A 14491-nucleotide genomic window follows, 5' to 3' on the forward strand; every position below is an offset into this window, starting at 1 on the left:
AAGGGCCGGTGCACCGCAAGGCGATGCACCGGCCCTTTGTCTTTCGTCAAACCTGCGGGGGCGCCCGTCAGGCGGCGCGGCGCACGCCTTCAGGCCCTCTGCGGGCGATGAGCGAGATGTTGGAGAGCCCCTCCACGCTGGCGAGTTGCTCGGCGAATTCACCGTCGAGCGCGAAGTCGCGCCCCAGCCGGACCTGCTGGCGGCGCCCCTCGGGAAGCCGGAGCGTCGCGATGACTTCCCCGCTCCCCTTCGCGCCTTCGCGGATCAGCAGCGCCAATTCCTGGATTGCCTCGACCGTGCTCACCTCGAGTTGCAAGAGCATGCGCGCATTTGCCGTCACTTCGGCGAGTGGACGCCCCCCGCGCACGGTCACGCGCGGCGGCTCGTCCTCGCTGGGGCTGTCGAGCTCGACGGTGAGCAGGAGGCAGGCATTCTCCTTGCCCCAGGCGACGAAACTGTCGACCATGTTCTCCTCGAAGCAACAGGCCGAGAAATTGCCCGATGCGTCCGAGTAATCGACCATCACGAAGTCCTTGCCGCGCTTGGTCTTGCGCTTCTGGACGTTCTCCACCATCGCGGCCATGACCGCGCCCGACTTGCCGCCGGACGCTCCGCCCGCCATCAGGCTGGAATAAGTCCGCGCGCCGTTGGCCGAGGCCACCGCCCGGAACTGCTCCACCGGGTGCGCGGCGAAGTAGAAGCCGAAGACCTCGCGCTCTTTGGCCATCTGGTCCATCCGGCTCCACGGCTTGGCGTCGACGAGACGCAGGCCCTGTACGACGTGATCCTCGCCCCCGAACAGGCCGCCCTGGCTCGAATTGCGCTCGCGCGCGGCCATGTCGGCCTCGGCGAGCAGCGTGTCGGCGTTGGCGATGACCTTGGCGCGGTTGGGCTCGAGACTGTCGAGACCGCCCGCCGCGCCCAGGCTTTCCAGCAGGCGCCGGTTCATCGAGCCAGCGGGCGCGCGGCGGAACAGGTCGTCGAGGCTCTCGAACACGCCGTTCGCCTCGCGCTCCTGGACAACCGCGTCCATCGCCTTCTCGCCCACGTTGCGGATGCCCGCCAGCGCATAGCGCACGGCAAGGCTGTCGTGCGTCTCCTCGACGATGAACTCGGCTTCCGAGCGGTTGATGTCGGGCGGTGCCAGTTCGATGCCGTTGCGACGCATGTCGTCGACGAAGATCGCCAGCTTTTCCGACTGGTGCATGTCGAAGCACATCGCCGCGGCATAGAACTCGTGCGGATAGTGCGCCTTGAACCAGGCCGTGTGGTAGGCCAGCAGCGCGTAAGCGGCCGCGTGCGACTTGTTGAAGCCGTAGCCGGCGAATTTGTCGATCAAGTCGAACAGCTCGTTTGCCTTGGGCGCGTCGATGTCGGAGACGGCCTTGCACCCCTCGACGAAGCGCTTGCGCTGTTTGTCCATCTCGGCCTGGACCTTCTTGCCCATCGCGCGGCGCAGCAAGTCTGCATCGCCCAGCGAGTATCCCGCCAGGATCTGCGCGGCCTGCATGACCTGTTCCTGATAGACGAAGATGCCGTAGGTTTCCTCGAGGATGCCCTTGAGCTTGTCATGCGGGTACATGATCTTCTCGAGCCCGTTCTTGCGTCGGCCGAAGAGCGGGATGTTGTCCATCGGGCCCGGACGGTAGAGCGAAACGAGCGCGATGATGTCGCCGAAATTGGTCGGCTTCACGGCCGCGAGCGTGCGGCGCATGCCTTCCGATTCGAGCTGGAACACGCCCACCGTGTCGCCGCGCTTAAGGAGTTCGTACGTAGCCGGATCGTCCCAGCTCAGCGTCGAGAGGTCGATCTTGATACCCCGCCGCTCAAGCAGGTCGCAAGCCCGGCGCAGCACCGAAAGCGTCTTGAGGCCGAGGAAGTCGAACTTGATGAGGCCGGTGTCCTCGACATACTTCATGTCGAACTGGGTCACCGGCATGTCCGAACGCGGGTCGCGGTAGAGCGGGACGAGCTGCTCGAGCGGACGGTCGCCGATGACCACGCCCGCCGCGTGGGTCGAGGAGTTGCGCGGCATGCCCTCGAGCTGGATGGCGAGGTCGACGAGGCGCTTCACTTCGTGGTCGGTGTCGTATTCCCGGCGGAATTCCTCGACCGCGGGGGTGACCGAACCGTCCTTCTCCTTCTTGCCGTTGAGCGCCTGGTCAAGCGTCCACGGGTCGGTCGGATGGTTGGGCACCATCTTGCACAGGCTGTCGACGCGGCCGTAGCCCATCTGGAGGATGCGCCCGCAGTCGCGCAGCACCGCGCGCGCCTTCATCTTGCCGAAGGTGATGATCTGCGCGACGTGGTCGTGCCCGTACTTCTTCTGCACGTAGCGGATCGTCTCGCCACGCCGCGTTTCGCAAAAGTCGATGTCGAAGTCGGGCATCGAGACGCGTTCCGGGTTGAGGAAGCGTTCGAAGAGCAGACCGAGCTTGAGCGGATCGAGGTCGGTGATGGTCAGCGCCCAGGCGACCAGCGAGCCCGCACCCGAACCACGCCCCGGGCCCACCGGAATGCCGTTGTCCTTGGACCACTTGATGAAGTCGGCAACGATCAGGAAGTAGCCGGGAAAGCCCATGCCGACGATGATGTCGATCTCGAACTTCAGGCGCTTGGCGTAATCGACGAAGTCCTCGGTCACCCCTTTCTCGCGCAAGACCTCATAGGCTGCGGCAAGCTCGTCGCCCTCGAGTGCAAGCGCCTCGTCGAGTTCGTCCTCGGTGACGTCGGGCCAGTAGGGCGTCAGGCGACGCGCGAGGCCCCGGCGCGAATCGCGCGCGAGCATGCGCGCTTCGCCTTCCTTGTCGCCGGCAAGGCTGGGCAGCAGCGCGCCGCGGCGCGGCGGGATATAGGCGCAGCGCTGGGCGACGACGAGCGTGTTGGCCATCGCCTCAGGGAGATCGGCGAACATCTCCTCCATGACCTCGATCGGCTTGACCCAGCGTTCGGTCGAGGAACGCGGGCGCTCGGCCGCGTCGACCTGCGTCGAGTTGGCGATGCACAACATGGCGTCGTGCGCGGAATGGAACGTGCTTTCCGAGTACTGCGCCGGATTGGTCGCGACGAGCGGGATATCGCGTGCGTAGGCGAGCTCGACCAGTGCCTCCTCGCTCGCGTCCTCGACCTCTTCGCCGGTCCGCGCGATCTCGATGTAGAGGCGCTCGGGAAACAGGCGCTCCAAGCTCTCGCAATAGCGTGCGGCGGCCTCATCCCTGCCTTCGGCGTAGAGCCTTGCGAGCGCGCCCTCGCCCCCACCGGTCAGGCACAGAAGTCCCTCGGTATAGCCTTCCAGCGAAGCGAGCTCGACGTGCGGCTCGAGCTCGAGCGGGCGTTCGAGGTGCGCGCGGCTGACGTGGCGGCACAGGTTCTCCCAGCCCGCCTCGTTCTGCGCGAAGAGTGCCAGCCAGTCGATCGGCCGCTCCTGCCCCTGCGCGACGCCACCGGGCCGCGCGATCGCGAGGAAAGTGCCGACGATCGGCTGAATCCCCGCGCCCTTGGCCGCCTGCGCATATGTCGGAGCGGCATAGAGGCCATTGCGGTCGCAGATCGCCATGGCTGGAAATCCACGCGTCTTCGCGAGCTTTGCCATCGCCTTGGGGTCGATCGAGCCGTCCAGCATGGTGAAACTGGAAAAGATGCGCAAAGGGACGAAAGGAGAGAAGGCCATCTGCGGAATTTAGGCATCGCCCCATGCTCGGATCAAGGGCTTGGCTCCACTCTGCCGGGGATATAGCCCGTCTCCGGGCCAGCATGTTGCAGTGCGCGAAAAACATGGTTAACATTCCCCCTAACGACACCCCCTTCACAGCTGCCAATGTGGGTGATAAATGCGAATCAACTACCTGGATATTATAGAAATTTAGACACCCGCACGACCGCACCAGCAAAGTTAGCGAATTTTCAATCCGCAAACGAAGCTTTAAGGACATTTGTCTAAGTTCGGTGGCGACTAGGGATCGTGCGCAGGCACGACGGACATCAACCGAGACGACGCGAGGTCGGTACCTGGAGGGCTTGGTCAGGTAGCGATCGTGCGTCGCACTGCGAGAGAACCAGACCGTTATGCCCGCAACGTACCGGCAGCCGATCGCTGCGCCACGCGACTGAAACGCGCGTGCCTGATATCGCCACCATAGCGCTGTGCAGCACGGCCTGCGCCGGCCTTCTGTGCATCGCCATGATCCTGTCCTGGTTCAAGGACGGGCGCCCCCGACACAGCTTCTGGCTCTTCGCGCCTTTCGCCCTGGCGCTGCCCGCCGGTGTGCTCCTTTCCTATCCCGACCGCTTCGGCACACAGATCGCGCTGGCCTTCGGCTGGTTCCTGTTGACGCTGGTCTATGCAGCAACCTGGCAAACCGCGCGGTTCGCAGCCGGGCGCAAGCCGCGCTTCGCGCTGGCTTTCCTGGCCTGCTTCGTGCCGCTGGTGATCTCGCTTACGCTGGGCAGCGCCGAGCTCCACGCGCAGTGGCGGATGCTGCCTCGCGCCCTGCTCATGGCCGTGTTCTGCCTGCTGGCCGCGCGCGAATTCCGCCGGCTGGCCGACCGCCACCTGCCTTCGGCGCAGGCCTTAGCGTGGGTCTTCCTGGGCTTTGGCATCTTTCATGCCTTGCGCAGTCCACTGGCTTTCGTGCTGCCCGCTCCGTTCGGGGCGCGGGATGTACAAGTATGGGCCATCGCGGCCTTCAACTTCCAGATCGTGCTCAACGGCCTGCTGCTCGGCGTGTTCATGACCACGCTGGGCCGCGAGCGCATATCCATGCACCACTTCCACCTCGCCATGGTCGATCCGCTGACCGGCGTCGGCAACCGCCGCGCGTTCGACCGCCGGCTTGCCCAGATCCTGGGTGATACGGCAGCGAACCACGCAGGCGCGGACAAGGACCGGCCACTTGCGGTCGCCGTCCTCGACATCGACAACTTCAAGGCCGTCAATGACCGCTTCGGCCACAGCTTCGGCGACATCGTCATCGCCGGCGCCGCCAACATCGCCTGCGACGCCATCGGCCATCGCAATGTCTTCCGCCTCGGCGGGGAGGAATTCGCGGTCGTGATCGAGGGCCATCGCCCCCCCATCGCCGAAGCGATGGTCGAAGGCATGCGCCTTGGCTTCTCGATGCTCAGCCATGTCGCCAATGAGGTATCGCACCGCGCGACGTTGAGCGCGGGCGTGGCGATCGCGGGCCCCCATTCGGATGCCGGTGACCTCCTTTCCGAAGCCGATCGCGCGCTCTACCTTGCCAAGGCGCTCGGCCGCAATCGAACCGTCGTTGCCGACGAAGCGACAATGTCGCGATTGATGGATGAGGCGCTCCACGACATGGTTCCCGACCAGAAGGAGCGCGGCCGCGCGAACGATCGCGAAGAGGGTGACGGACCGGCCAAGGACGGCAATCTCGTGCCGCTGACAGGGCGCAAACGCGCCTGACCGGCTCCCACGGCGAGGCCCGCCCCTTCGGGGCAAGCTTGGCCAGCCTAGAGCAAGGCTTCGATATCGCGCGCTATGGCCTCGGGCTTGTCGCGCGGGCCATAGCGCCGCACCACCTGGCCATCTCGACCAATCAGGAACTTGGTGAAGTTCCACTTGATCGAGGTGCTGCCCAGCAGTCCGGGCGCCTCGGCCTTGAGCCACTGGAACAATGGGTCCGCGGCGTCGCCGTTGACCTCGATCTTGCCCATGAGCGGGAACGAGAGCCCGAAATTGACCTCGCAGAACTGGGCAATCTCGTCGGCAGAGCCAGGCTCCTGGCCGCCGAACTGGTTGCAGGGGAAGGCGATGACTTCGAAGCCGCGGGATCCATAGGCTTGCCAGAGCGCCTCGAGCCCCTTGTACTGCGGCGTGAAACCGCACTTGCTGGCCGTATTGACGACCAGCACCACCTTGCCGAGACGGTCAGACAGGCTGACCGTCTCGCCATTGGGCAGCGTCGCCGAAAAATCGGCGATCGAGCGAGGTGAAGCGGGTTCAGTCACCCGTCTTGGGGAAATCGGCGCGCCGGTAGAGCGCAACGATCTCGCTGTACTTGAAGGTGCGGTCGCCGTCCTTCTGGATCGCGTAGTCGGGACGCTTTTCCTCGGGAATGTCCATGATGAACTCGATGAGTTCCGCCACCGTGCCACGGCGAAGCGTCTTGAAGCGATGGAACAGGCCGCCGCCGTCCTCACACTTGTGCAGTTCGGCCGAATCGTTCCAGGCAAAGCCCGTCGCGGCGCCTTCGCCGCCGTGGATGGTGGAGGGATTGTCGCTCATCGCGCGGACCTTTCCTGTTCACGGACCGGGACCGGGCGGAAAATCCCGGCATCCCCGTCCCTTTATTGTTTCGATATATTTCATCTGGCGTCAGAGCGCATCGAAATCAACGCATGACGCCCTGAAAAGTTCTAGTTGAGCACACCTTCGTGCAGCCGAACGACCCGGTCCATGGCGGCAGCCAGGCGTTCGTTGTGGGTCGCGACAAGAGCCGCGCTGCCCTGCCCGCGCACGAGTTCGAGGAACTGGCCGAAAACCGTGTCCGCCGTCGCCTCGTCGAGATTGCCGGTGGGTTCGTCGGCAAGCACCAACCGGGGGGTATTGGCGAGCGCGCGGGCCACGGCCACGCGCTGCTGCTCGCCGCCCGACAGCGCGCTCGGCCGGTGTTCGAGCCGCGCACCCAGGCCGAGCGAGGAGAGCAGCGTCTTCGCACGCTCCTCGCAGGCCACACGGGGGCGCCCGGTAATGAGCTGGGGCAGCACCACATTCTCGATCGCGTTGAAATCGGGGAGGAGGTGGTGAAACTGGTAGACGAAGCCGATGTGGTCACGCCGCACCGCCGCGCGCGCATCCTTGCCCAGGTTGCTGGCGTCGATCCCGGCGATCTCGATTCGACCTCCGAATCCCCCCTCCAGCAGCCCGATTGCCTGCAACATGGTCGACTTGCCCGAGCCCGAAGGCCCCAGCAGCGCGACGATCTCGCCCGGCCGGACCTCGAGGTCGACGCCGCGCAGCACGTCGATGCGCACGCCGCCCTGCTCGAAGCTGCGGGTGACCTTGGAGAGGCGCACCACCGGATCGGTGCGCGGGTCGGCCGGGGCGGGAACGACGAGGGGATCACTCATAGCGCAGGACCTGTACAGGATCGGTGCTCGCCGCCTTGAACGCGGGGTAGAGCGTGGCGAGGAAACTCAGAACGAGCGAGAGCACGCAGATCACCGCAATTTCCACCGGGTCCGCCCTTGCAGGCAGTTCGGTGAGGAAGCGGATCGAGGGATCCCACAGGTTCTGCCCGGTCACGATCTCCACCGCGTGGACGATCGGCTGGCGGAAATAGAGGAAGACGAAACCAAGCAGGAGCCCCGCAACGGTGCCCGCCGCGCCGATACAGAAGCCCGCGGTCACGAAGACCTTGAGCAGCGAGCGGCGCGTCGCACCCATCGTGCGCAGGATCGCGATGTCGCGGGTCTTGGCGCGCACCAGCATGATCAGCGAGGAAAGGATGTTGAACACCGCCACCAGCACGATGATCGAGAGCACCACGAACATCGCCACGCGCTCGACCGCCAGCGCCTCGAACAGCGAGGCGTTCATCTGCTTCCAGTTGGTAACCACCGCCTGCCCGGCCAGCTTGCGCTCGAGCGGGGCGAGGATCTGGTCGACCTTGTCGGGATTGGTGGTGGTCACCTCGATCATGCCGATCGAGTCGCCCGTCAGGAGAAGCTGCTGCGCGTTGGGCATGGGCATGACCACGTAGCGCTGGTCGAGGTCGTAAATGCCGATCTCGAAGATCGCGGTCACCGTGTAGGCGATCTGCCGCGGCACGGTGCCGAAGGGCGTCGCGCGGCCCGCCGGATTGATGATGGTGATCGTGTCACCCACTTGCACGCCGAGGTTCTTGGCGAGTTCCGAGCCGATCGCGACGTTGTTCACCCCGTCGATCAGCGAATCCATCGAGCCCGCCTTGAGCTTGGACTTGTAGGACTGGATGTCGGCCTCAGTATTCCCGCGTAGCAGGATCGCCTCGACCCGTCCGTTGAAGGTGGTCAGCAACGGCTGCTCGATCAGCGGCGCGGCGCGGGTCACGCCCGGCGTCTTCTTCACGTCCTGAAGGACGTCCTGCCAATCGTCGATCCGACCGCCATAGGCCTGGATGATCGCGTGGCCGTTGAGCCCGACGATCTTGTCGAAGAGCTCGGCCCTGAAGCCGTTCATGACGCTCATCACGATGACGAGCGCGGCCACGCCCAGCATGACCGCGACGAGACTGATGCCAGCGACCAGCGCGATGAACCGCTCACCCTTGCCGGGGAGCATGTAACGCTTGGCGATGGTCCATTCGAAAGGAGAAAGGAGCAAGCGGGGTACCGCCTTCGTGCAAATGTGATCGATCCGAGTGCGGGCCTTACGGCGAAGCCCGCGAGGAGGCAAGTTGCGCGCCTCGCATGCAGCCCGTCCGCCCCGCGCGGCATTATCGCATAGCGCGGGGCGCGGTTCCCGCACGAATGGAACGGAACGGCCTTTTCCGACATATCGGCCTGCCGCTCGCTTGCCGCGTCACGACAGCGTCATCCGGTCGAGCCAAGGGAACATTGCGGGGCGTTTGGCGTTTGTTCCCCTTGCAATTGCGGGCGATCCCTGCAAATGCGCGGGCGAATTCGACGCTGGCGCGGGCCCTCATTCCATGAACATTACACACCCCTTTCGTGACGCCGACGGGGACAAACTGCGCGAAGAGTGCGGTGTCTTCGGCGTAATCGGAGCACAGGACGCGGCGAACATCACCGCCGCGGGCCTCCATTCCCTGCAGCATCGCGGCCAGGAGGCGGTGGGCATCACCTCCTTCTCGGGCAGCGATTTCCATTCGCATCGCGGGCTCGGGCACGTTGCCCAGGTCTTCAACCCGCGCACGCTGGACACGCTGCCCGGCTCGATGGCCTCGGGCCACGTGCGCTATTCGACGACCGGCGGTTCGGGCCTGCGCAACGTGCAGCCGCTCTTCGCCGATCTCGCCACCGGCGGCTTCTCGATCGCGCACAACGGCAACATCTCGAACGCGATGACGCTCAAGCGCGACCTCGTCATGAAGGGGTCGATCTTCCAGTCGACCTCGGACACCGAGGTGATCATCCACCTCGTCGCGACCAGCCGCTATCCCACGCTGCTCGACAAGTTCATCGACGCGCTGCGCATGGTCGAGGGCGGCTACGCGCTCATCTGCATGACCGACGAGGGCATGATGGCCTGCCGCGATCCGCTGGGCATCCGCCCGCTGGTCATGGGCCGCATCGGCGAGGCAATCGTCTTCGCCTCCGAAACGGTGGCGTTCGACGTGATCGGCGCTGAGTTCATCCGCGCGGTCGAGCCGGGCGAACTGGTGCAGGTGGACTTCAAGGGGACGATCTCCAGCCACCGCCCCTTCGGCAACCCCTCGCCCCGCCCCTGCATCTTCGAGCACGTCTACTTCAGCCGTCCCGACTCGGTGATGGACGGCATCTCGGTTTACGAGGCGCGCAAGCAGATCGGCAAGGAACTCGCCAAGGAAGCGCCCGCGAGCGCCGACATCGTGATCCCCGTGCCTGACAGCGGCGTTCCCGCCGCAATCGGCTACGCGCAGGAATCGGGCATTCCCTTCGAGTTGGGCATCATCCGTTCGCACTACGTGGGCCGCACCTTCATCCAGCCCGGTGACGCCGCGCGCCACGCCGACGTCAAGCGCAAGCACAACGCCAACCGCGCGATCGTGGAAGGCAAGCGCATCATCCTCATCGACGATTCGATCGTGCGCGGCACGACCTCGATGAAGATCGTCGAGATGATGCGCGATGCGGGCGCGGCCGAAGTGCACATGCGCATCGCCAGCCCGCCCACGCAGCACTCGTGCTTCTACGGCGTCGACACGCCCGAGCGCTCCAAGCTGCTTGCCGCGAACATGGACATCGAGGCGATGGCCGCCTTCATCAAGGCCGACAGCCTCGCCTTCGTCTCGATCGACGGCCTCTACCGTGCCGTGGGCGAGCCCAAGCGCGCGAAGAAGTGCCCGCAGTTCTGCGACGCCTGCTTCACCGGCGACTACCCGACCAAGCTGACCGACTTCGACGTCGCGGGCGTCGAGGCATGACCGAGGCGGCGAGCGGTTCGGGCGACAAGGCGTTCGACGGCCAGATCGCGCTGGTGACCGGGGCTAGCCGCGGCATCGGTGCGGCAACCGCGCTCGCGCTTGCCGCGGCCGGTGCCCACGTCGTGCTCACCGGGCGCGACACCAAGGCACTGGAGACGGTCGAGGAGCAGATCTTCGAGGCCGGCGGCTCGGCGACCATCGCCCCCGTAGACCTTGTCGAGCCCGACGGCATCGCCCGCCTTGCCTCCGCAGTCTCGCAACGCTGGGGCAAGCTCGACATCCTCGTCATCAACGCCGCCATCCTGCCCGAGCTGACCAGCGTGGCCGACATCGACCAGCGCGCCTTTAACAAGGCGCTCACCACCAACGTCCTTGCCTCGCAGGCGCTGATCGCAAATTTCGACCCGCTGCTGCGTAAGAGCCAGGACGCCCGCGTGATCGGCATGACGACCACGGTGGCCGGTGCCCCGCGCGCCTTCTGGGGCGCCTATGGTGCCACCAAGGCCGCACTCGAGGTTCTACTTGCGTGTTATGCGCAAGAAACCGAGAAAACCTCGAAGATTCGCGTCGCCATCGTTAACCCTGGCGCGACCCGCACCGCGATGCGCGCCCGCGCCTATCCCGGCGAAGACCCCGCCACCGTCAAGCCTGCGGCCGATGTCGCCGACCGACTGATGTCTCTCCTTTCCGAAAATTTCCCGAGCGGACACCGAGAATCGCTTAACCATTCGCGGTAAGAGCGAGTAAACTGTCTCCTGACAGTCTTTGCCAATAATTAGCGGCCGATTCTGGTCGCTGGTCGCAATTGGACTCACGGCGCAGGAACGTTCGCGATGGCCGAAACGGGCAACCAGCTTTACGAAAACGCAGCTCAGGAAGATCGCAGCGCGCCCCGCGAGCGCATATCGATCCCCGCATCGCTACGTGCCTCGGGAGGCAAGGGATACCAGACCGTGGTCTGTGACCTCTCGATGTCCGGCTTTTCCGCCACCGCGATGAGCCGCATCCATCCCGGCACCTATTGCTGGCTGACCCTGCCTGGCATGGAATCGATGGCGGCCAAGGTCATCTGGTGGGACGAAGGCATGGTTGGCTGCGCGTTCGAGAAATTGATTGCGCCCGTCATCTTCGAGGACCTCATGGTGCGCTGGCGCAGCAAGGGCTATCTCGCCGGCAACCCGTAAGCGCCGGGCAGCGCCCCGTTTCGGCCGCGCGCCCTAGCTCTTCCCCTTGAATTTCTCCCAGGCTCCCAGGGCCCGCTCGCGACCCGAGCGGTGCTCGATCAGGCGCGCCGGATAGGCCTTGGGGCGGCTCATCGGCGAGGGATCGTGGATTTCGCCGCTGGGCAGGTCCGCGAGTTCGGGAACCCATTCGCGGATATAGGCGGCCGCATCGAATTTCTCCGACTGGCTGAGCGGCGCCATGATCCGCACGAACATGTTCGCGTCGACGCCCGACCCCGCCGTCCACTGCCAGTTGACCGCGTTCGAGGCATAGTCGGCGTCGACCAGCGTGTCCCAGAACCAGCGCTCACCCTCCCGCCAGTCGATCAGCAAGTGCTTGATCAGAAAACTTGCCGCGATCATCCGCACCCGGTTGTGCATCCAGCCGGTGTGCCAGAGCTGGCGCATCCCCGCATCGACGATCGGGTAACCGGTGCGCCCCTGCTGCCAGGCGGCAAGGTCCTCCTCGGCTTGCTTGCCGGTGCGCCAGGGGAACTGGTCGAAATCCTCCTTGGCCGACCGGCTGCCATAGTCGGGAAGCTGGAGGATCACGTTCTGCGCATAATCGCGCCAACCGATTTCGCTGAGGAACACGTGCACGCTTCCGCCCGCCGAAGAGGTAGCGTGCCAGACCTGCGCAGGGCTGATCTCGCCGAAGTGGAGATGCGGCGAAAGGAACGAGGTGCCCTCGCGCGCGGGAAGATTGCGCTGCCCCTCGTAGCGCGCGGCCTCCCCGATGAAGGCGTCGAGACGCTTTTTCGCTCCGACCTCGCCAGGCTCCCAGAAAGCGCGCAGGCCGCCCGCCCAGTCGGGCCTGGTCGGCAGCAGGGCCCAGTCGGCCAGCGGATCGCTTGCCGGCCAGACATCCGGGGCCGCGATCGTGTGCGGACGGCGCAGCGGCTCGCTCGGAGGCATGCGCTCATGCAGCGCGCGCCAGAACGGGGTGAAGATCTTGTAGGGCTGCCCGGCCCCTGTTGTGACCGCCCCGGGCGGTGCGAGGTAGTTTCCGTGATGAAGATGCAGCGTCAACGCCTTGCCCACGCCTTTCTCGGCGTTGCGCCACCAGGGTTCGTAATGGTGAAGCGCATGGACCTCGCTCGCGCCCACTTCCTGCGCGACTTGGGCGAGCACTTCCTCGCAGCGCCCCCGGCGCAGGATCAGGCGCGACCCTTTCCCGCGCAAGCTTGCATCGAGGCTTTCGAGCGAATGGTGCAGCCACCAGCGCGAGGCGCCCCCCATGGCGCGGTGCTTCGCGGTTTCATCGTCGAGGACATAGACGGGAACGACCGGACCCTTGGCTGCGGCGGCCGCCAGGGCGGCCTGATCCGACAGGCGAAGGTCGCGCCGGAACCATACGATGACAGGTGCACTCATGGCTTGCGGAACGCCTCGTCTTGCGCTGCGTTCCCGAGACCATGGTCGTTCCCGCACAAACGCTTCGTCTGCCCGTTCGCGGCTTTCCGATCAACCGCCCGAAGGCGCTGGTCGTGGCGCTTGCGGCCTGGGCCGGCTTCGGCCTCGTCACCTGGGCGGTGCTGTCCGGCCACACCGCCGCGATCGATCGCAGCGCACTCCTGTTCTGGCGCGATTCGGACTTGCGCCCGAACGGTCCGGTCAAATTGCTCGAAACGGTCCGCGACGTCACGGCTCTGGGCGGCGTGCTCCTGCGCAACCTCTTCGCTCTGGGTGCGGTGGTCGCGCTGCTGTTCCTGCGGCTGCGACGCGAGGCAAGCCTCCTTACCCTCACCATCACGCTGGGATGGCTGGTCGAGGCGCTGATCAAAGGCCTCGTCGGGCGCGACCGGCCCGAGATCGCGCTTCATCTCACCGAAGCGGGTGGCGCAAGTTTCCCCAGCGGGCACAGCTTCAATTCGGCGGTGGTCTACATGTCCATCGCGCTTGCCTTCGCCGCGCTGAGCCGCCGCCGCAAGGTGCGCCTGACCATTGTCCTCAGCGCGATTCTGGGTAGCCTCGCCGTCGCCTGGAGCCGGGTGTGGCTCGGCGTCCACTGGCCGAGCGACGCGCTGGCCGGATGGCTGGGCGGCACGGCCTGGACCTTTTCCGCCGCCGCCCTGCTGCGTCCAGCCGCCGACGCCGCAGCCGACGCCACCGCGCAGCCCGTCAGCGCGCCTGACAGCCCCTGAGTTCCAGCGGCACCTCGACGTCCACCCGGAAGCTGCGCGCAAACCGCTCGCCGGCGAAGCGCGCATCGCCCACCTCGACCCGGGCGCTGCACCGACCCCGCTTGATCCGCGCGAACGGTACCTGCGACCAATCGAGGAAATCGCGAAGCTCGGGCGAAATCCGCTCGGCCTTTTGAACCAGTGAATCAGACATGTGGTCGGGACTGGCTGGCGTGTAGTCGAGCAGAGCGAACGGCCGGCGCAGGGGATCGTAATTCCCATGCGCCACCCTTCCCGCCTCGCGCCAGACCATCTCGCGGCGCCAGAAGGCGATCGGCTCGGGACCGGCGAAGACGCGGTCGGGATCCGCGTGGGGCGGTGACTTCGCCAGGGCGGTCCTAGCCATCTGCGAGATCGCGATGTTCCCGCCGATGAAGACGAGAACGACCATAAGGGATGCCACGGCGGCCCGTCCCGACTGCTTCGCCGCACGGCGCCGCGAGAGGGCGATGCCGGTCCCCAGCATCGCCAGCAGCCAGGGCGAGATGATGAACAGGCCATCGGTATGGAACCAGCGCGAACTCGCCAGCGAAAAAAGCTGCACCGCATAGGTATTTTGCAGATCGAGCAGCGGATGGGTCAGCGCGCCAAGGTAGCACAGCGCCACCAGCCAGCCGGTATGCATCCCCGGACCACTGCCGAAACGGGCGCCGCGCCGTACCTGCCAGCGGTCCAGCAACCACAGCAGAGCGGCCAGGATCGGCGGCATCACCAGAACGCCGCCGACGAGACCATGGGTAAAGCCCCGGTGCATGGCGAGCGGCGCCCAGGGCGACCAGCCGAAGAACACGTCGATATCGGGCATGTTTGCAGCCAGCACGCAAGCCGCCAGGCCCTTTCGGGTGCGGCGCTTGAGCCCGGTCTCCGCAAGCGCCCAGCCGACCAGGCTGTGGGTCAGGTTATCCATTCATTCCCGTCTCTTGAAATGCACATTGCACGCGTGGAGCGAACTCTATCACCATCCCGACCCGGGCAGGCAAGTTCGCTTTGCTAT

The 14491-nt window shown here is 65.7% G+C and carries 12 protein-coding genes; 5 read left to right on the forward strand and 7 right to left on the reverse strand.

The genetic code is table 11. From position 1 onward, the window contains the following. Positions 1–67: 67 nt before the first annotated feature. The gene (gene dnaE, locus HT136_RS08545) at positions 68–3670 is read right to left on the reverse strand and encodes a DNA polymerase III subunit alpha (RefSeq protein ID WP_214199318.1); all 3603 of its coding nucleotides are present in this window, start codon (positions 3668–3670) and stop codon (positions 68–70) included. Positions 3671–4117: 447 nt separating this feature from the next. Between dnaE and HT136_RS26605 the strand changes: the two genes are divergently transcribed. Then, the gene (locus tag HT136_RS26605; protein WP_214199320.1) at positions 4118–5428 is read left to right on the forward strand and encodes a GGDEF domain-containing protein; all 1311 of its coding nucleotides are present in this window, start codon (positions 4118–4120) and stop codon (positions 5426–5428) included. A 47-nt stretch (positions 5429–5475) separates the two neighbouring features. Here HT136_RS26605 and HT136_RS08555 read toward each other — a convergent pair whose 3' ends face one another. The 4 genes from HT136_RS08555 to HT136_RS08570 form a co-directional block, all read right to left on the reverse strand. Further along, positions 5476–5973, reverse strand: coding sequence for a glutathione peroxidase (locus HT136_RS08555; protein ID WP_214199322.1), 498 nt, complete (start codon positions 5971–5973; stop codon positions 5476–5478). Next, on the reverse strand, positions 5966–6250 hold the full coding sequence (locus HT136_RS08560; RefSeq protein WP_214199324.1) for a hypothetical protein: 285 nt from the start codon (positions 6248–6250) through the stop codon (positions 5966–5968). Before HT136_RS08560 ends, HT136_RS08555 begins: the two co-directional genes overlap by 8 nt. Before the next feature lie 131 nt (positions 6251–6381). Next, positions 6382–7095: an ABC transporter ATP-binding protein gene (locus HT136_RS08565; protein ID WP_214199326.1), complete on the reverse strand. Its 714-nt coding sequence runs from the start codon at positions 7093–7095 to the stop codon at positions 6382–6384. Continuing rightward, on the reverse strand, positions 7088–8329 hold the full coding sequence (locus HT136_RS08570; RefSeq protein WP_214199328.1) for a lipoprotein-releasing ABC transporter permease subunit: 1242 nt from the start codon (positions 8327–8329) through the stop codon (positions 7088–7090). The genes HT136_RS08565 and HT136_RS08570 overlap by 8 nt, the downstream gene beginning before the upstream one ends. Positions 8330–8654: 325 nt before the next feature. Here HT136_RS08570 and purF point away from each other — a divergent pair, with 325 nt between their 5' ends. The 3 genes from purF (at position 8655) to HT136_RS08585 (ending at position 11275) form a co-directional block, all read left to right on the forward strand. Then, positions 8655–10091 carry an amidophosphoribosyltransferase gene (purF, locus tag HT136_RS08575; RefSeq protein ID WP_214199329.1) on the forward strand — a complete coding sequence of 479 codons (1437 nt, stop codon included), beginning with the start codon at positions 8655–8657 and terminating at the stop codon, positions 10089–10091. After that, positions 10088–10828, forward strand: coding sequence for an SDR family NAD(P)-dependent oxidoreductase (locus HT136_RS08580; protein ID WP_214199331.1), 741 nt, complete (start codon positions 10088–10090; stop codon positions 10826–10828). The genes purF and HT136_RS08580 overlap by 4 nt, the downstream gene beginning before the upstream one ends. 96 nt (positions 10829–10924) lie before the next feature. After that, positions 10925–11275 carry a PilZ domain-containing protein gene (locus HT136_RS08585; RefSeq protein WP_214199333.1) on the forward strand — a complete coding sequence of 117 codons (351 nt, stop codon included), beginning with the start codon at positions 10925–10927 and terminating at the stop codon, positions 11273–11275. 33 nt (positions 11276–11308) lie between these two features. Here the strand turns inward: HT136_RS08585 and HT136_RS08590 are convergent, their stop codons facing one another. Further along, positions 11309–12688: a cryptochrome/photolyase family protein gene (locus tag HT136_RS08590; protein WP_214199335.1), complete on the reverse strand. Its 1380-nt coding sequence runs from the start codon at positions 12686–12688 to the stop codon at positions 11309–11311. On the opposite strand from HT136_RS08590, the gene HT136_RS08595 reads away from it, so the two are divergent. Beyond that, positions 12679–13458: a phosphatase PAP2 family protein gene (locus HT136_RS08595; protein ID WP_343222143.1), complete on the forward strand. Its 780-nt coding sequence runs from the start codon at positions 12679–12681 to the stop codon at positions 13456–13458. The genes HT136_RS08590 and HT136_RS08595 overlap by 10 nt on opposite strands. Here HT136_RS08595 and HT136_RS08600 read toward each other — a convergent pair. Continuing rightward, the gene (locus HT136_RS08600; protein WP_214199337.1) at positions 13436–14404 is read right to left on the reverse strand and encodes a metal-dependent hydrolase; all 969 of its coding nucleotides are present in this window, start codon (positions 14402–14404) and stop codon (positions 13436–13438) included. The genes HT136_RS08595 and HT136_RS08600 overlap by 23 nt on opposite strands. Positions 14405–14491: the final 87 nt, after the last annotated feature.

Origin of the sequence: Novosphingobium profundi (assembly GCF_018491765.1) — a bacterium.
Classification (GTDB): domain Bacteria; phylum Pseudomonadota; class Alphaproteobacteria; order Sphingomonadales; family Sphingomonadaceae; genus Novosphingobium; species Novosphingobium profundi.